Genomic DNA, 15004 nt, shown 5'->3' with positions numbered 1-15004 from the left:
ATCGTGACCCAGCCGTGCTGTCGGCCTCCGCGCCCCGCCCGCACCATGGGTCGCCGGATGTGATCACGACGGGCGGGAAACATGAAGACGTCGCGCGCGAGCAGGGCTCTCGCACTGGCAGTGGTGCTCCTCCTGGCGGTGGTCGGCTGCACGGACGACGACACCGCCACGTCGGCCGCCCCGCCCCGACACCCGGTCTACTCCGAACGCCCCGCCGACCAGCTGGTGGCCGCCGGAAAGACCACCAAGGCGGCCGGCACGGCCCGCTTCACCTCCACCTTCACCTGGGAGTCCCCGGCCGGGAAACTGATCGACACCACCACCGGCGACCAGTCCTTCAGCAGGGCCGTCGCCCACGCGAACCGCTCCGTCACCGTGCCCGAGGGATTCCCCGCAGTCATCGCCGACCTGTACGGCACCCGGCCCGGCCGCAAGCGTCACGGGTACGCCGTCCAGGGCAGCGACGTCTTCTACCGCACGCTGAAGGGCACCTGGCTGCGCTACCCCGCGGGCGCCCCGCAGGAGTTCGCACAGGCCACCTGGGGCTTCAACGAGCGTGCCGGCTCCGTCACCCCGTACGGCGGCACCCTCGCCGACACGGTGTTCGGCTCGTTCCCCACGGCCCCGCCCCGCGCTCTCCCCGACGGCACCCGCCGCTACACGCTGCACGCCGACGGCGGCGTCGCCGAGCCCCTCCTCCCGAAGGGCCTCACCGTCCGGGACTCGCCCGAGCCCGCGGTGGCGAAGTCCGAGCCCGTCAAGGTCCCGCTCACCGTCGACCTCGACACGGACGGCCGCCTGACCAGGGCCTCCGCGGACCTCACCCCGCTGCTCGCGGAGCGCACCGCCGAAGCGGACCTCACCCTCCGCGCCGAACTGCGCTTCACGCACTACGGCACCGCCACCGGCCCCCCGGTCCCCCGGGGCGACCGCACCGAGGACGCCACCCGTGCCCTGACCTTCCTGACCGGCCTGAAGCCCGGCGCCTGCGCCACCACCGACACCGGCCTCGACGGCCTCTCCCTCGTCCGCCGGGCGGACTGTGCCGCCGGGGAGCACGACCTGCGCGTCCTGGGCCAGATCAAGGTCGACAAGTCCACCCGGGAGCGGATCACCGCCCAGGACGGCGACGCCATCGCGTCCCGCCGCTGCTCCGCCCTCGCCGCGAACGCCGCCCCCCGCCTGCGCGCCGAGGCGCGTCCCGCGGGCCACCACGCCGTGTACGGCTGGAGCGAGTGGTCCACCCTCATGGGCGGCCCCGACGGCGGCACCAACACCATCGAGGGCCAGTACACCTGCTACTTCATCACCTCGGCCCCGGTCGACCCGGACACCGTCCGCGAAGTGTGAGTCACCTCCCCACCCGCAGCAGCACCACCGACCGCCCCGCCACCGCCACCACCGCGCCGCCCTCGTGGCGCGCCCCCGGCTCCGCCGCCTGCTCCTCCGCCGACGTGTCCACGACCACCTCGTACGACGCCGCCCACGGCTCCCCGGGCAGGGTGAACTGCACCGGGTCGGGGCCCGCGTGCAGCACCGCGAGGAAGCTGTCGTCCGCTATCGGCAGGCCCCGCGCGTCCCGGCCGGGGATGTCCGTGCCGGAGAGGTACATGCCGAGGGTGGAGGCCGGCGCGTACCAGTCGTCCTGGGTCATCTCCTCGCCCCGCGGCGTGAACCACGCCAGGTCCCGCAGCCCGTCCGCCCCCTGCGGCCGGCCCGAGAAGAAGGCGCGGCGGCGCAGCACCGGATGAGCGTGGCGCAGCGCCAGGAGGCGGGAGGTGAGGTCGAAGAGGGCCCGCCACTCCGGCCGGCCGAGCAGCGACCAGTCCACCCAGCTCGTCTCGTTGTCCTGGCAGTACGCGTTGTTGTTGCCGCCCTGCGTGCGCCCCATCTCGTCGCCCGCGACCAGCATCGGGACACCGGTGGACAGCAGCAGGGTGGTGACCAGGTTGCGCAGTTGCCGGCGCCGCAGGGCCAGCACGGACGCGTCCGACGTCTCGCCCTCCGTGCCGCAGTTCCAGGAACGGTTGTCGTGCGTGCCGTCGCGGTTGCCCTCGCCGTTGGCCGCGTTGTGCTTCTGCTCGTACGACACCAGGTCGCGCAGGGTGAAGCCGTCGTGCGCGGTGACGAAGTTGACCGAGGCGTACGGGCGGCGCCCGCCCCACGCGTACAGGTCGCTGGACCCGGACAGGCGGTACCCGAGGTCCCGCACGTCCGGCAGCGCGCCCCGCCAGAAGTCGCGGACCGCGTCCCGGTAGCGGTCGTTCCACTCCGTCCACAGCGGCGGGAAGGCGCCGACCTGGTAACCCCCGCTGCCCACGTCCCACGGCTCGGCGATCAGTTTCACGCGCCGCAGCGTCGGGTCCTGCGCGATCACCGCGAGGAACGGCGAGAGCATGTCCACGTCGTGCATCGAGCGGGCCAGCGCCGCCGCCAGGTCGAAGCGGAAGCCGTCCACGCCCATCTCGTTGACCCAGTAGCGCAGGGAGTCCGTGATGAGCCGCAGCACGTGCGGCTGCACCACGTGCAGCGTGTTGCCGCAGCCGGTGTAGTCCGCGTACCGGCGCGCGTCGCCCTGCAGCCGGTAGTAGCCCCGGTTGTCGATGCCCCGCAGCGACAGCGTCGGCCCCAGCTCGCCCGCCTCCGCCGTGTGGTTGTAGACCACGTCGAGGATGACCTCGATCCCCGCCGCGTGCAGCGCCTGCACCATCCGCTTGAACTCGCCGACCTGCCGGCCGGCCGTCCCGGACGCCGCGTACGCCGCGTGCGGGGCGAAGTAGCCGATGGAGTTGTAGCCCCAGTAGTTCTTCAGGTTCCGCCGCAGCAGGTGGTCCTCGTGCGCGAACTGGTGCACCGGCAGCAGCTCGACGGCCGTCACCCCCAGCCGTACGAGGTGCTCGACGGCGGCGGGATGGGCCAGCCCCGCGTACGTACCGCGCAGCTCCGGCGGAATCCCCGGGTGGCGCATGGTGAAGCCGCGCACGTGGAGTTCGTAGATGACGGTGTCCGACCAGGGCGTCTTCGGCCGCCGGTCGTCCACCCAGTCGTCGTCGTCCTGGACGACCACGCCCTTGGGGACGTACGGCGCGGAGTCCCGGTCGTCGCGCACGGTGTCCGCCACGTGCTGCTGGGGCCAGTCGCGCACGTGCCCGTAGACCTGCGCCGGGAGCGTGAAGTCGCCGTCGACGGCCCGCGCGTACGGATCGAGGAGCAGCTTCGCCGGATTCCACCGGGCGCCCGTCCACGGGTCCCAGCGCCCGTGCACCCGGAACCCGTACCGCTGCCCCGGCCGCACCCCCGGCACGAAGCCGTGCCACACCTCGTGCGTCAGCTCCACCAGCGGCAGCCGCGTCTGCGCGCCCGCCTCGTCGAACAGGCACACCTCGACGGCCTCCGCACCCCCCGCCCACAGCGCGAAGTTGGTGCCCGCCACCCCGTCCGGGCCGACCCGGAATCGGGCCCCCAGGGGGTTCGGGGTCCCCGGCCACACGGGCGGCCGGGGACCCCCGGCGGAGCGCCGGCGGCCGCCGTTCTGCTGCCCGGCCCTGGCCGCGGCCCCGTCAGGGGGGCCGTGGAGCGCCTCGCCTGTACGTACCACGTGCACGCCTCGCTCGGGTGCGCTCTCGGGTGCGCTCGACACCTGTCAGCCTCCTGCGGCTCGTCGGGGACCGGCGAGTCGAGAGGCCCGGCGGCGTTCCGGCCGCCAGGCTCTCCACATGAGGTCCTTCCTGCTGTCATGCCCAGAGTGGCGCTCGCACTCACGTTTCCTCCGCAGGCCGCCGGTCGTTGGCCCGAACATGAGACGCCCCGTTCCGGGAGCCGGCCGCCCCGCCGTACTGCGGGCCGGGCTCGCCGTCCTCCTGTTCACCGCCCTCACCGGCTGCTCCGGCGGCGTCGGCTCCTGGTTCGACGGCGCGCCCCGTTCGCCCGAGGAGGCCATCCGGGTCGTCCCCGAGGACAACGCCCGGGACGTCCGGGCCGGCTCGCCGCTCGAAGTCACCGTTCCCGAGGGCCGCCTGGAGCGGGTCAAGGTGCTGCGCGTCGAGGACGCCGAGCGGCAGGAGGTGCGCGGGCGGATCAGCGCCGACGGCACCTCCTGGCAGCCGGACGCCGCCGACGCCTCCGCCCGGCTGGTGCTGGCCGCCAAGTACACCGTGCACGCGGTCGCCGTCGACGAGGACGGCAAGCGGCAGGCCCGTACGACCTCCTTCACCACCTTCGTCCCCGAGGAGCGCTTCATCGGGTACTTCAAGCCCGAGAACCGGTCCACCGTCGGCACCGGAATGATCCTCTCCTTCTCCTTCAACCGGCCCATCCGGGACAGGGCGGCCGTCGAACGGGCCATCCGCGTCACCTCGCGGCCCGCCGTGCCGGTCGTCGGCCACTGGTTCGGCAAGGAGAGGCTCGACTTCCGGCCACGTACGTACTGGAAGCCGGGCACCCGCGTCACCGCCGACATCCGCCTGCGCGACGTCCAGGCCGCCCCCGGCGTCTACGGCATCCAGCACAAGACCGTCGGCTTCACCGTCGGCCGCCACCAGACCGCCCTCGTGGACGCCGCCGCGCACACCATGACCGTCACCCGCGACGGGGAGGTCCTCGCCGAGGTGCCGATCAGCGCGGGCACCGCCAAGAACCCCACGTACAACGGGAAGATGGTGGTCAGCGAGATGCAGGACGTGACCCGGATGAACGGCCGCACCGTCGGCTTCGGCGGCGAGTACGACATCGCCGACGTCCCGCACGCCGTCCGGCTCACCTCCTCCGGCACCTTCCTGCACGGCAACTACTGGGCGCGCGGCGTCTTCGGCTCCCGCAACACCAGTCACGGCTGCATCGGCCTGCGGGACGTGAAGGGCGGCAGCGAGTCCACCCCGGCGGGCTGGTTCTTCGACCGCACCCTGATCGGCGACGTGGTCGAAGTCGTGAACTCGACCGACCGGAACGTGGCTCCCGACAACGGCCTCGGCGGCTGGAACATGGGATGGGACCAGTGGACGGCGGGCTCCGCCCTGCGCTGACTCCCCGCACCGCGGCCAAGGCCCGCGTCCGGGCCCGCACCTGAGCCCGCTCACCCGGATTCACCTGCGCTCACTTGGAACGGAACGGTGACATTCCGGGGGAGTTCCCACCGCGTCCGGTGTGATTGTCTAGCGCGGTGTGCGCGGTAGTTGCGCACGGGGGTGCGGGCCTGGTCAGGCCGTGCGCGAGGGGAGAATTCCACATTGAACAGGCAGCCGGTCCGGACCTTCGAGGTCCAGGCATCCACAGGACGCCGGGCAGTACGCGGGAACGGCGGCCGGGCACTGCTCGCCCTCGTCCTCGGCGCCCTGCTGCTCCTCGTCACCGCGTGCGGCGGCGGTGACGGCAAGAGCCCCGTCCAGCGGGAGAAGCAGGAGCCGGGCGCGGCGGACACCAAGGCCTCGCAGGCCGTCGTCACCGTCGCCCCGAAGAACGGTGCGAAGGACGTCGCCACCAGCGGCACCCTGAAGGTCACCGCCGACAAGGGCAAGCTCACCGAGGTGCAGGTCACCGACGGCAAGGGCAACGAGATCGAGGGGAAGATCTCCGCCGACGGCAGCGGCTGGGAGCCGTCCCACCACCTCGCCTCGGGCACCACGTACAAGGTGCACGCACTCGCGAAGGACGCCGAGGGCCGCGCCTCCGCGCAGGACACCAGCTTCACCACGCTCGTCCCGAAGAACACCTTCATCGGCGACTTCCGCCCGGAGAACGGCTCCACGGTCGGCGTCGGCATGCCGGTGTCCTTCCGCTTCAGCCGGGGCATCACCTCGCCCGAGGCCGTCGAGCGGGCCATCAAGGTGACGGCCGAGCCGTCCGTGCCGATAGAGGGCCACTGGTTCGGCAACGACCGCCTGGACTTCCGCCCGGAGAAGTACTGGGAGCCCGGCACCAAGGTCACCGTGAAGATCAACCTGAACGGCGTCGAGGGCCGCAAGGGCGTCTACGGCAAGCAGTCCCGCACGGTGAAGTTCACGATAGGCCGCAGCCAGGTCTCCACCGTCGACGCCAAGGAGCACACCATGGAGGTCGTGCGCGACGGCAAGACGGTCCGTACGATCCCGATCACCGCGGGCGCCCCGTCCACGACGACGTACAACGGCCAGATGGTCATATCGGAGAAGCTCAAGGTGACCCGGATGAACGGCGCCACCGTCGGCTTCGGCGGCGAGTACGACATCAAGGACGTCCCCAACGCGATGCGCCTGTCGGACTCCGGCACCTTCATCCACGGCAACTACTGGGCGTCCGCCGGCACCTTCGGCTCCGCCAACGTCTCCCACGGCTGCGTCGGCCTGCGCGACCAGCGCGGCGCGGGCAGCAAGAGCACCCCGGCCGCCTGGTTCTGGAACGGCTCCCTGATCGGCGACGTGGTCGTCGTCAAGAACTCGCGCGACAAGCAGATCGCCCCGGAGAACGGCCTCAACGGCTGGAACATGTCGTGGGAGGACTGGAAGAAGTAGTTCTTCCTCCCCGAGGGGAAGGGCGGGCCCGGCGCACTGTGACCAAGTGCACCGGGCCCGCACCCGTTTCACGGGCGTGAACGGCCGCTAACCTCCCCGTATGACAGTCACCCTCTCCGTCACCTCGGGCGTCGGCACGATCCGCCTCGACCGCCCTCCGATGAACGCCCTCGACGTCGCCACCCAGGACCGCCTGCGCGAGCTGGCCGAGGAGGCGACCGGCCGCGACGACGTGCGCGCCGTCGTCCTCCACGGCGGCGAGAAGGTCTTCGCGGCGGGCGCGGACATCAAGGAGATGCAGGCGATGGACCACGCCGCGATGGTGGTCCGCTCCCGCGCGCTCCAGGAGTCCTTCACCGCCGTCGCCCGCATCCCCAAGCCGGTCGTCGCCGCCATCACGGGCTACGCGCTCGGGGGCGGCTGCGAGCTGGCCCTGTGCGCCGACTTCCGCATCGCCGCCGACAACGCCAAGCTCGGCCAGCCCGAGATCCTGCTCGGCCTCATCCCGGGCGCGGGCGGCACCCAGCGCCTGTCCCGCCTGGTCGGCCCCGCCAAGGCCAAGGACCTCATCTTCACCGGCCGGATGGTCAAGGCGGACGAGGCCCTGACGCTGGGCCTGGTCGACCGGGTGGTCCCCGCCGCCGAGGTCTACGAGCAGGCCCACGCCTGGGCCGCGAAGCTCGCCCAGGGGCCGGCGCTCGCGCTGCGCGCCGCCAAGGAGTCCATCGACTCGGGTCTGGAGACGGACCTGGAGACCGGCCTGGCCATCGAACGCACGTGGTTCGCGGGCCTGTTCGCCACCGAGGACCGGGAGCGGGGGATGCGCAGCTTCGTGGAGGAGGGCCCCGGCAAGGCCAAGTTCCTCTGATCCGTGGCCGATTGACGCGGGGTCGCCCGAAGGAGAGGGTTAGCCCAGCCTTAAGCGGGCCTTAAGGAAATACGCGCCTCCCACTCCGGGTGATCACCCGCATGCACCGAGTCATCGCAGCTCACGGCCCTGACGGCCGCTCGCGCATGTCTCCGGCACATGCCAGGAGCCGCCCTGCGGGCGGGGTGTTCCGGGGGTCTGTTTCTCCCGGAACACCCCGCGTCGCGCCGCCGGCGGCCATGATGGGGGGCATGGCGGGCCTGGAAGGTGTGGAGGAGCCGCGGCAGCAGGGTCAGGCGACCGCTGCGCGGTGGTTGCCGGCCGTCGAGTGCGAACGTACGCGCGGAGAGCGGGCGTCGTTCGGCGACCCGACGGAGGCCGAGGTGAAGCTGCCCTCGCTGGGCGAGTCGGCGGGCACCGCGCGCCGGCTCACCCTGTGGGTGGTGCAGCACAAGTGGGGGCTCTCCCCCCAGGTCTCGGAGTTCGCCGTACTGCTCGTCTCGGAGCTGGTCGGCAACGCGGTACGGCATACGGGCGCGCGGGTCTTCGGGCTGCGGATGCTGCGCCGCCGGGGCTGGATCCGCATCGAGGTGCGCGACCCCTCGCGCGGGCTGCCCTGCCTGATGCCGGTGAGCGAGCTGGACGTGAGCGGCCGGGGCCTGTTCCTCGTCGACAAGCTCTCCGACCGCTGGGGCGTGGACCTGCTGCCGCGCGGCAAGACGACGTGGTTCGAGATGCGGGTGGTGGACCGCGAGCGCTGAAGCCCGTCGCGGACGCTCGGGGCGGAGCTCGGTATTCAGCCGTACGCCATCGCTGATTCACGCATCGAATCCCATACTTATGCAGCGAAAGCCAGGCCCGTGGCCCATCTCACCAACGATTCACATCTAAACTATGCTGCTTTGCCCGCTTTTGCCCGAGTAAGAGTTTTTGGCTTGAAGGCTCCCGTCTGCCATAGTCGGAGCCACGGACCCCATTGACCCGGGCAAGTTCGTCATCCGGCCCCGGAGCACACCCCTTCCGCTCCGCGGCCCCCTCGGAAGCCCCCACAGCGCGCCCCACCCCGGCGCCGGGGGGCTTCTGGCGTTTCCGGGCGGCGGCGGGCCCGGTGTCCGTACGGGTGTCGGTGTCTGGTCCGAGGTTCTGGCATCGGCGTCTGTTCCGGCCCTGGCCTCCACCGCGGTTCCGGTGCCCGTCCCGGGCCCGGCGTCCGGGTGTCCGTCCGGGCCGCCCGTGCCCGCCCCGGCCCCCGCTCCCGCGCCGACCTCCGCCAACGCCCCCGCGGCCGCACCCACTTCCGGTCCGGCCGGTTGACCTCGCAGCCCCCGCGCCGGCGCATACGCGCAACCGGACCCACTGACCCGCCCAAGGCCCTGCCGCCCGACGAACAAAACGCCCTCGATGGACCAATCGTGAAAATTCTCGCTTTTCACACTTAGGGTGCTCACCCGGGGCGCACCCGCCCCCGCCCGGCGCCCCACCCATACCGGCGAGGTGACCCCATCACACCACCGACCGACCGCCGCGCCCTGATGCGCGCCGGAACAGGTGCCGCCCTGACCGCCGCGCTCAGCACGGCCTGCGCCGCCCCCTCGGTACGCACCGGAGCCACCCCGCCCCCGAGCCCGTCCGACGGCACCGGCGGCACGCCCCCCGGCCCGGACGGCACCGGCGCCGCTGCCTCCCCGTACCGCACGAACGGCACGACAGGCCCCGGCGGCCGCCGCGTCCGCACCCGCGTCGCCCCGGCCCCCCGCCGTTTCCCCGGCCACCCGGCGCAGATCGAGCACGGCCCCCGCGACCGTCCCGCGGTCGCCCTCACCTTCCACGGCCAGGGCGACCCCGCCATCGCGCGCACCCTGCTCGCCCAGGCCGAGCGTGCCGGGGCGCGCGTCACCGTCCTCGCCGTCGGCAGTTGGCTCGACGAGCACCCGGCGATGGCCCGCCGCATCCTCGACGGAGGCCACGACCTCGGCAACCACACCCAGCGCCACCTCACGGTCTCGGACATGCCGGACGCCGAAGCCCTTCGCGAGATCACCGACTGCGCCCGCCGCCTGCGCCGCCTCACCGGCTCGATCGGCACCTGGTTCCGCCCCTCGCGCACCCAGTACGCGACCGCGCGCGTCCAGCGCCTCGCCGCCCGCGCGGGCTACCCCCACGTCCTCTCCTACGACGTGGACTCCCTCGACTTCACCTCGCCCGGCGCGACGGCCGTCACCCGCAAGGTCGCCGGGGAGATCCGCAACGGATCCGTGGTGAGCCTGCACTTCGGTTACGCGGACACGGTCGCCGCGCTGCCCGCCCTCCTCGACGACCTCCACCGCCGCGGTCTGCGCGCGGTCACCACCACGGAGCTGCTGACCCCATGACCCCCCGCCAACACACCCGTGCCCGTACCCGTGCCCTCACCGGAACCCTCTGCCTCGCCGGAATCCTCCTCTCGACCCTCGCGGCCTGCGCCGACGGCACGGAGAACGCCGCGGCCCCCGGCACGAAGGCGGCCGCCCCGCCGGCCCAGCCCGCGAAGGTGGTCCCGGCCGGCCTCCCCGGCATGCCCCCGGTCCAGAACCCCAAGGACATCTACGCGGCCAACCGCCCGGGCAACATCGCCCCGGTCGCCCGCAACTTCCCCTCCCGCGTCTACGTCCCCAACACCAACTCCAACACCGTCTCGGTCATCGACCCCAAGACCTACAAGGTCATCGAAACGATCCCCGTCGGCATCCAGCCCCAGCACGTCGTCCCCTCCTGGGACATGAAGACCCTCTGGGTCAACAACAACCGCGGCCACACCCTGACCCCCATCAACCCCGCCAACGGCAAAGCCGGGAAGCCCGTGGAGGTCCACGACCCCTACAACCTCTACTTCACCCCGAACGGCAAGCACGCCGTCGTCATGGCCTCGATGGACCGCGAACTGGTCTTCCGCGACCCCCACACCATGAACCGGGTGAAGACCGAACCCGTCACCTGCGCGGGCGTCAACCACGCCGACTTCTCCGCCGACGGCCGCTACTTCATCGTGTCCTGCGAGTTCTCCGGCGAACTCCTCAAGGTCGACACGGAGAAGATGAAGGTCATCGGCCAGCAGAAGCTCCCCTTCGCGGGAGCGATGCCCCAGGACGTGAAGATCTCCCCCGACGGCAAGACCTTCTACATCGCCGACATGATGGCCCACGGCATGTGGGTCCTGGACGGCGAGAAGTTCACCACCCCCCGGCTCCTGCCCACGGGCAAGGGCTGCCACGGCCTCTACATCTCCCGCGACTCCAAGGAGATGTACGTCCCCAACCGCGGCGAGGGCTCGATCTCCGTCTTCGACTTCGCCAAGAACAAGCTCACCAAGAAGTGGCGCCTGCCCGACGGCGGCAGCCCCGACATGGGCGGGGTCTCCGCCGACGGCAAGGTGCTGTGGCTGGCCGGACGCTACGACTCCGAGGTCTACGCGATCGACACCACCAGCGGCCGCCAACTGGCCCGCATCCCCGTCGGCGACGGCCCCCACGGCCTCGCCGTCTACCCCCAGCCGGGCCGCTACTCCCTGGGCCACACGGGAATCTTCCGCTGACCCCACCCGCGGAAGGCGGGCCAGACCTTCCCCCGGCCCCCACCGCGTACACGGCCCCGCGCCCTTCGCAGGCGCGGGGCCGCACCGATCCCCGCCCCGCCCCACCCCGGCGCACACCAGGGCCGCTAACCTGTCGCCGTATTGGCCTGACTGCACCAAGGGGTGGACCACATGGCGGACATCGACACCGAGTCGGCGCGCACGGCGTTCGACAAGTTCGACAAGAACGGCGACGGCACCATCACGGCCGCCGAGTACAAGAGCGTGATGGCGGAGCTCGGCGACTTCACGGTCACCGAGACCGTGGCCCAGGCCGTCATCAACGCGCACGACGGCAACGCCGACGGCCGTCTGACCTTCGACGAGTTCCTGGCCTCCCGCAAGGCCTGACCGAACCCGACCCACGCACGAAGGGCCGGACCCCCACCCGGGGCCCGGCCCTTTCGCATCCCCCCGCCACCTACCCCTGCCCGTCCAGCTCCCGCAGCTCCACCATGGCCCCCTCCAGCCACGTCACCCAGAACCGCTCCATCTCGATGCCGGCCCGCAGCACCAGCAGCTGGATGCGTTCCTCCCGCCCGTCGGCCCCCGCGGGGAAGTCCCGCTTCTCGATCTCCTGATACGTGGCCAACTGCACCCGGTGCAGTCCCAGATGCCGCTCGACCTCACCGAGCAGCTCCCCGGTGCCCACCATGGCCGCCGCCCGCAGCCGCAACGCGAACGCGTCCCGCAACGGCTTCGGGTCCTCCGCCTTCGCCACCCACGCGATCAGCTCCTCGCGCCCGGCGGGCAGCACCTCGTACTCCCGCTTCTGCCCCCGCGTCGGCACGTCCTGCGGCAGCGCCCTGATGAACCCGGCCCCCTCCAGCTTCCCGAGCTCGCGGTAGATCTGCTGATGGGTGGCCGACCAGAAGTACCCGATCGACATGTCGAACCGCCGCGTCAACTCCAACCCCGACGAGGGCTTCTCCAACAGGGCCGTGAGAATCGCATGCGCCAATGACATCCCCGCATCCTAGACACCCCCCTCCCTCCGCCCCCTCGACCGAGCCCCCGGGCGACGACCCCCCTCCCGGCCCTCTTCCCCCTCCCTCCTCACAACGGGGCAGCCCCCTTCCTCCGCCCTCTTGGGCGACGGAGCCGCCATCCCCCGTCCCCGCCCCCTGAGCGACGGGACCGCCATCCCCCCACCCCCTTGCGACGGAGCCGCCGTCCTCCCGCCCCCGTTCCCCTGGGCGACGGGAGCGTCATCCTCCGTCCCAGCCCTCTTGGGCGACGGGGCCGCCCCAAGGGGGCGAGGGGGGTGCCCCCTGCTCGGGCGAAGCCGAGAACTCGGGGGAGGGCGGGCAAAGGGGCGGCCCCGCCCGATCCGGGCCCACCCCGGTCCCGGCCCCTGCCCGCACCCCCGACACCGAACACCCCCGACGGGCTGCCGCCCCTCCGCCAGGCCCCCCACCAGGGCCCCGCCCTAAAGCCCCGCCCCCACCTCCACCCCCCGCTTGATCGCCCGCTTCGCATCCAGCTCCGCCGCCACCTCAGCCCCCCCGATCAAATGCGCCGACACACCCCCGCCGACCAACCCCTCGTACAGATCCCGCCTCGGTTCCTGCCCCGTGCACAGCACGACCGAATCCACCTCCAGCACCCGTCGCCGGCCCCCCACCACGACATGCACCCCCGCATCATCGATCCGCTCGTACGTGGCACCGGCGACCATCTCCACCCCCCGCTTCGCCAGCTCCGCCCGGTGGATCCACCCCGTGGTCTTCCCCAGCCCGGCCCCCACCTTCGTCTCCTTGCGCTGCAACAAGTGCACCGTCCGCCGCGCCCGCCCCCGCTCAGGAGCCCGCAGCCCGCCCCGCGCCCCGTACTCCACATCCACACCCCACTGCCGGAAGAACACCTCCGGCGACAAGGCAGCCCCCTCGCCCTCATCCGTGAGGAACTCCGCCACATCGAAGCCGATGCCGCCCGCCCCGAGGACCGCCACCCGCTCCCCGACCTCCACCTCGCCGCGCAGCACCTCCAGGTACCCCACGACGCTCCGGTGTCCGACCCCCTCGATCTCCGGCACCCGAGGCGTCACCCCGGTGGCGACCACCACCTCGTCGTACGCCCCGTCCTTCAGCCCCTCAACCGTCACGGCAGCACCCAGCCGCACCTCGACCCCGAACTCCCGCAGCCGATTGCGGAAGTACCGCAGCGTCTCGTCGAACTCCTGCTTCCCCGGCACCCGGCGCGCCACGTTCAACTGCCCGCCGACCTCGCCGGCCGCGTCGAACAGCGTCACCGCGTGCCCCCGCTCCGCCGCCGTCACCGCACACGCCAGCCCGGCCGGCCCCGCCCCGACGACAGCCACCCGCTTGCGCGACCGCGTCGGCGCGAGCACCAGCTCCGTCTCATGACAGGCCCGCGGATTCACCAGGCAGGACGTGATCTTCCCGCTGAAGGTGTGGTCCAGGCAGGCCTGGTTGCACCCGATGCAGGTATTGATGGAATCGGCGCGCCCCGCCCGCGCCTTCGCCACGAAGTCCGGGTCCGCCAGGAACGGCCGCGCCAACGACACCAGATCCGCATAACCCCCCGCGAGCAGTTCCTCCGCCAGGTCCGGCGTGTTGATCCGGTTCGTCGTCACGAGCGGCACGCCCACCGCCCCCATGACCTTCTTCGTCACCCACGCGAACGCCCCGCGCGGCACCGAGGTCGCGATGGTCGGAATCCGCGCCTCGTGCCACCCGATCCCGGTGTTGATGATGTCCGCCCCGGCCGCCTCCACCGCCTTCGCCAGCTCGACGACCTCGCCGAAACTGGAACCGCCCGGCACCAGATCCAGCATCGACAGCCGGTACATCACGATGAACTCGCGCCCCACCCGTTCCCGCACCCGCCGCAGGATCTCCAACGGGAACCGCACCCTGTTCTCGAACGGCCCGCCCCACCGGTCGTCCCTCTTATTGGTGTGCTCCGCGATGAACTCATTGATCAGATACCCCTCCGACCCCATGATCTCGACGCCGTCGTACCCGGCCTCCTGCGCCAGCGCCGCCGCCCGCACGAAGTCCTCGACGGTCTCCTCGACCTCCGCATCGCTCATCTCATGGGGTACGTACGGGCTGATCGGCGCCTGCACCGCACTCGGCGCCACCAGGTCCGGGTGGTAGGCGTACCGCCCGAAGTGCAGGATCTGCATCGCGATCCGCCCACCCGCCGCATGCACGGCGTCCGTGACGACCCGGTGCCGCGCCGCTTCGTCCGGTGTCGTCAGCTTCGCGCCCCCGGGATACGGCCGTCCCCGGTCGTTCGGCGCGATCCCCCCGGTCACCATGAGCCCCACCCCGCCCCGCGCCCGCTCGGCGTAGAACGCGGCCATCCGCTCGAACCCGTTCTCCGCCTCCTCCAGCCCCACGTGCATGGACCCCATGACGACCCGGTTGGGCAGCGTGACGAACCCCAGATCCAACGGGGCCAGCAGATGCGGGTACCGCTCCGACTTCGACGGGCTCGACTGGCTCATCCGACGCCTCCATGCGTCCATGCGCTCACGCGACGACTCTTGTGCAACAAGTTGCATAATAGAGTCCAGGAGTGCGGATGCCGGGTGAGCGCTGAGTCACATCGAACCCCGCTCGCTCGGGTTTGACGCGGACTCCGGGCTTCCGTAAGGTTCTGCGGGTTGTCCTATGTGAGCACCGGTCCTCAACCGGCCCAGTGGCAGCCATTCCGCAGAAACCATGATCAATGAGCCGACATCAGTCGCGCCCATTGCCCTGCACTTTTGCGAAATGAGGAATCCGCGTTCGAAAGAACGCCCCCGATTGGCATCGGGGCCCAGGAATCCGCTAATGTCTCACTCGTCGAAACGGCCCAACAGCCGCAAGACAAGCCCCCACTGACTGGGAATCAGGCCCGAAAGGATCTGATAGAGTCGGAGCCGCCGGAAAGGGAAAACGCGAAAGCGAAGAACCTGGAAAGCAGCGAGCGGAAACCGAGGAAATCGGCACTGGAAACAGTCTGATAGAGTCGGAGACGCAAGAACAACAGAAACACCGAACGAAAACGTCCGGAGGAAAGCCCGCAGGG

Annotated in this window: 12 protein-coding genes; 8 read left to right on the top strand and 4 right to left on the bottom strand. The window is 71.6% G+C overall.

Annotated features, from left to right (window positions below):
- The first annotated feature begins 81 nt into the window (after window positions 1–81).
- On the top strand, window positions 82–1350 hold the full coding sequence (locus ACIP93_RS04685; protein WP_401755713.1) for a hypothetical protein: 1269 nt from the start codon (window positions 82–84) through the stop codon (window positions 1348–1350).
- Between the two features lies 1 nt (window position 1351).
- On the opposite strand, the gene glgX is transcribed toward ACIP93_RS04685, so the two are convergent.
- Window positions 1352–3490: a glycogen debranching protein GlgX gene (gene glgX / locus ACIP93_RS04680; protein WP_345229137.1), complete on the bottom strand. Its 2139-nt coding sequence runs from the start codon at window positions 3488–3490 to the stop codon at window positions 1352–1354.
- A 307-nt stretch (window positions 3491–3797) separates the two neighbouring features.
- On the opposite strand from glgX, the gene ACIP93_RS04675 reads away from it, so the two are divergent.
- From ACIP93_RS04675 to ACIP93_RS04645, 7 genes are all read left to right on the top strand, one after another.
- A complete protein-coding gene (locus tag ACIP93_RS04675; RefSeq protein ID WP_401755710.1) occupies window positions 3798–5021 on the top strand; it encodes an Ig-like domain-containing protein in 1224 nt (407 codons plus the stop codon).
- A gap of 204 nt (window positions 5022–5225) precedes the next feature.
- A complete protein-coding gene (locus ACIP93_RS04670) occupies window positions 5226–6485 on the top strand; it encodes an Ig-like domain-containing protein (RefSeq protein ID WP_401755707.1) in 1260 nt (419 codons plus the stop codon).
- 100 nt (window positions 6486–6585) lie between these two features.
- On the top strand, window positions 6586–7353 hold the full coding sequence (locus tag ACIP93_RS04665) for an enoyl-CoA hydratase-related protein (RefSeq protein ID WP_345228308.1): 768 nt from the start codon (window positions 6586–6588) through the stop codon (window positions 7351–7353).
- Between the two features lie 146 nt (window positions 7354–7499).
- Window positions 7500–8114, top strand: a complete 615-nt coding sequence (locus tag ACIP93_RS04660) for an ATP-binding protein (protein WP_401755704.1) — start codon at window positions 7500–7502, stop codon at window positions 8112–8114.
- Between the two features lie 771 nt (window positions 8115–8885).
- Complete coding sequence (locus ACIP93_RS04655) at window positions 8886–9725, top strand: polysaccharide deacetylase family protein (RefSeq protein ID WP_401755701.1); 840 nt, start codon at window positions 8886–8888, stop codon at window positions 9723–9725.
- A complete protein-coding gene (locus tag ACIP93_RS04650; protein WP_401755698.1) occupies window positions 9722–10924 on the top strand; it encodes a PQQ-binding-like beta-propeller repeat protein in 1203 nt (400 codons plus the stop codon). Before ACIP93_RS04655 ends, ACIP93_RS04650 begins: the two co-directional genes overlap by 4 nt.
- A gap of 171 nt (window positions 10925–11095) precedes the next feature.
- The gene (locus tag ACIP93_RS04645) at window positions 11096–11314 is read left to right on the top strand and encodes an EF-hand domain-containing protein (protein WP_345228304.1); all 219 of its coding nucleotides are present in this window, start codon (window positions 11096–11098) and stop codon (window positions 11312–11314) included.
- A 70-nt stretch (window positions 11315–11384) separates the two neighbouring features.
- Here the strand turns inward: ACIP93_RS04645 and ACIP93_RS04640 are convergent, their stop codons facing one another.
- From ACIP93_RS04640 to ACIP93_RS04630, 3 genes are all read right to left on the bottom strand, one after another.
- The gene (locus tag ACIP93_RS04640; protein WP_345228303.1) at window positions 11385–11930 is read right to left on the bottom strand and encodes a PadR family transcriptional regulator; all 546 of its coding nucleotides are present in this window, start codon (window positions 11928–11930) and stop codon (window positions 11385–11387) included.
- A gap of 462 nt (window positions 11931–12392) precedes the next feature.
- Window positions 12393–14438: an FAD-dependent oxidoreductase gene (locus ACIP93_RS04635; RefSeq protein ID WP_401755694.1), complete on the bottom strand. Its 2046-nt coding sequence runs from the start codon at window positions 14436–14438 to the stop codon at window positions 12393–12395.
- 386 nt (window positions 14439–14824) lie between these two features.
- A partial coding sequence (locus ACIP93_RS04630) for a hypothetical protein (protein WP_401755691.1) occupies window positions 14825–15004 on the bottom strand: 180 nt, incomplete at its 5' end.

This window comes from Streptomyces sp. NPDC088745 (genome assembly GCF_044751045.1).
GTDB lineage: Bacteria > Actinomycetota > Actinomycetes > Streptomycetales > Streptomycetaceae > Streptomyces > Streptomyces cremeus.
This window is presented reverse-complemented; position numbering and strand designations above follow the sequence as displayed.

Bases quoted from the DNA above. Each gene is read 5' to 3' on its own strand.
- ACIP93_RS04685 (WP_401755713.1), top strand. From the start codon at position 82: ATGAAGACGTCGCGCGCGAGCAGGGCTCTCGCACTGGCAGTGGTGCTC.
- ACIP93_RS04675 (WP_401755710.1), top strand. From the start codon at position 3,798: ATGAGACGCCCCGTTCCGGGAGCCGGCCGCCCCGCCGTACTGCGGGCC.
- ACIP93_RS04665 (WP_345228308.1), top strand. From the start codon at position 6,586: ATGACAGTCACCCTCTCCGTCACCTCGGGCGTCGGCACGATCCGCCTC.
- ACIP93_RS04660 (WP_401755704.1), top strand. From the start codon at position 7,500: ATGTCTCCGGCACATGCCAGGAGCCGCCCTGCGGGCGGGGTGTTCCGG.
- ACIP93_RS04655 (WP_401755701.1), top strand. From the start codon at position 8,886: ATGCGCGCCGGAACAGGTGCCGCCCTGACCGCCGCGCTCAGCACGGCC.
- ACIP93_RS04650 (WP_401755698.1), top strand. From the start codon at position 9,722: ATGACCCCCCGCCAACACACCCGTGCCCGTACCCGTGCCCTCACCGGA.
- ACIP93_RS04645 (WP_345228304.1), top strand. From the start codon at position 11,096: ATGGCGGACATCGACACCGAGTCGGCGCGCACGGCGTTCGACAAGTTC.
- ACIP93_RS04640 (WP_345228303.1), bottom strand. From the start codon at position 11,930: ATGTCATTGGCGCATGCGATTCTCACGGCCCTGTTGGAGAAGCCCTCG.
- ACIP93_RS04635 (WP_401755694.1), bottom strand. From the start codon at position 14,438: ATGAGCCAGTCGAGCCCGTCGAAGTCGGAGCGGTACCCGCATCTGCTG.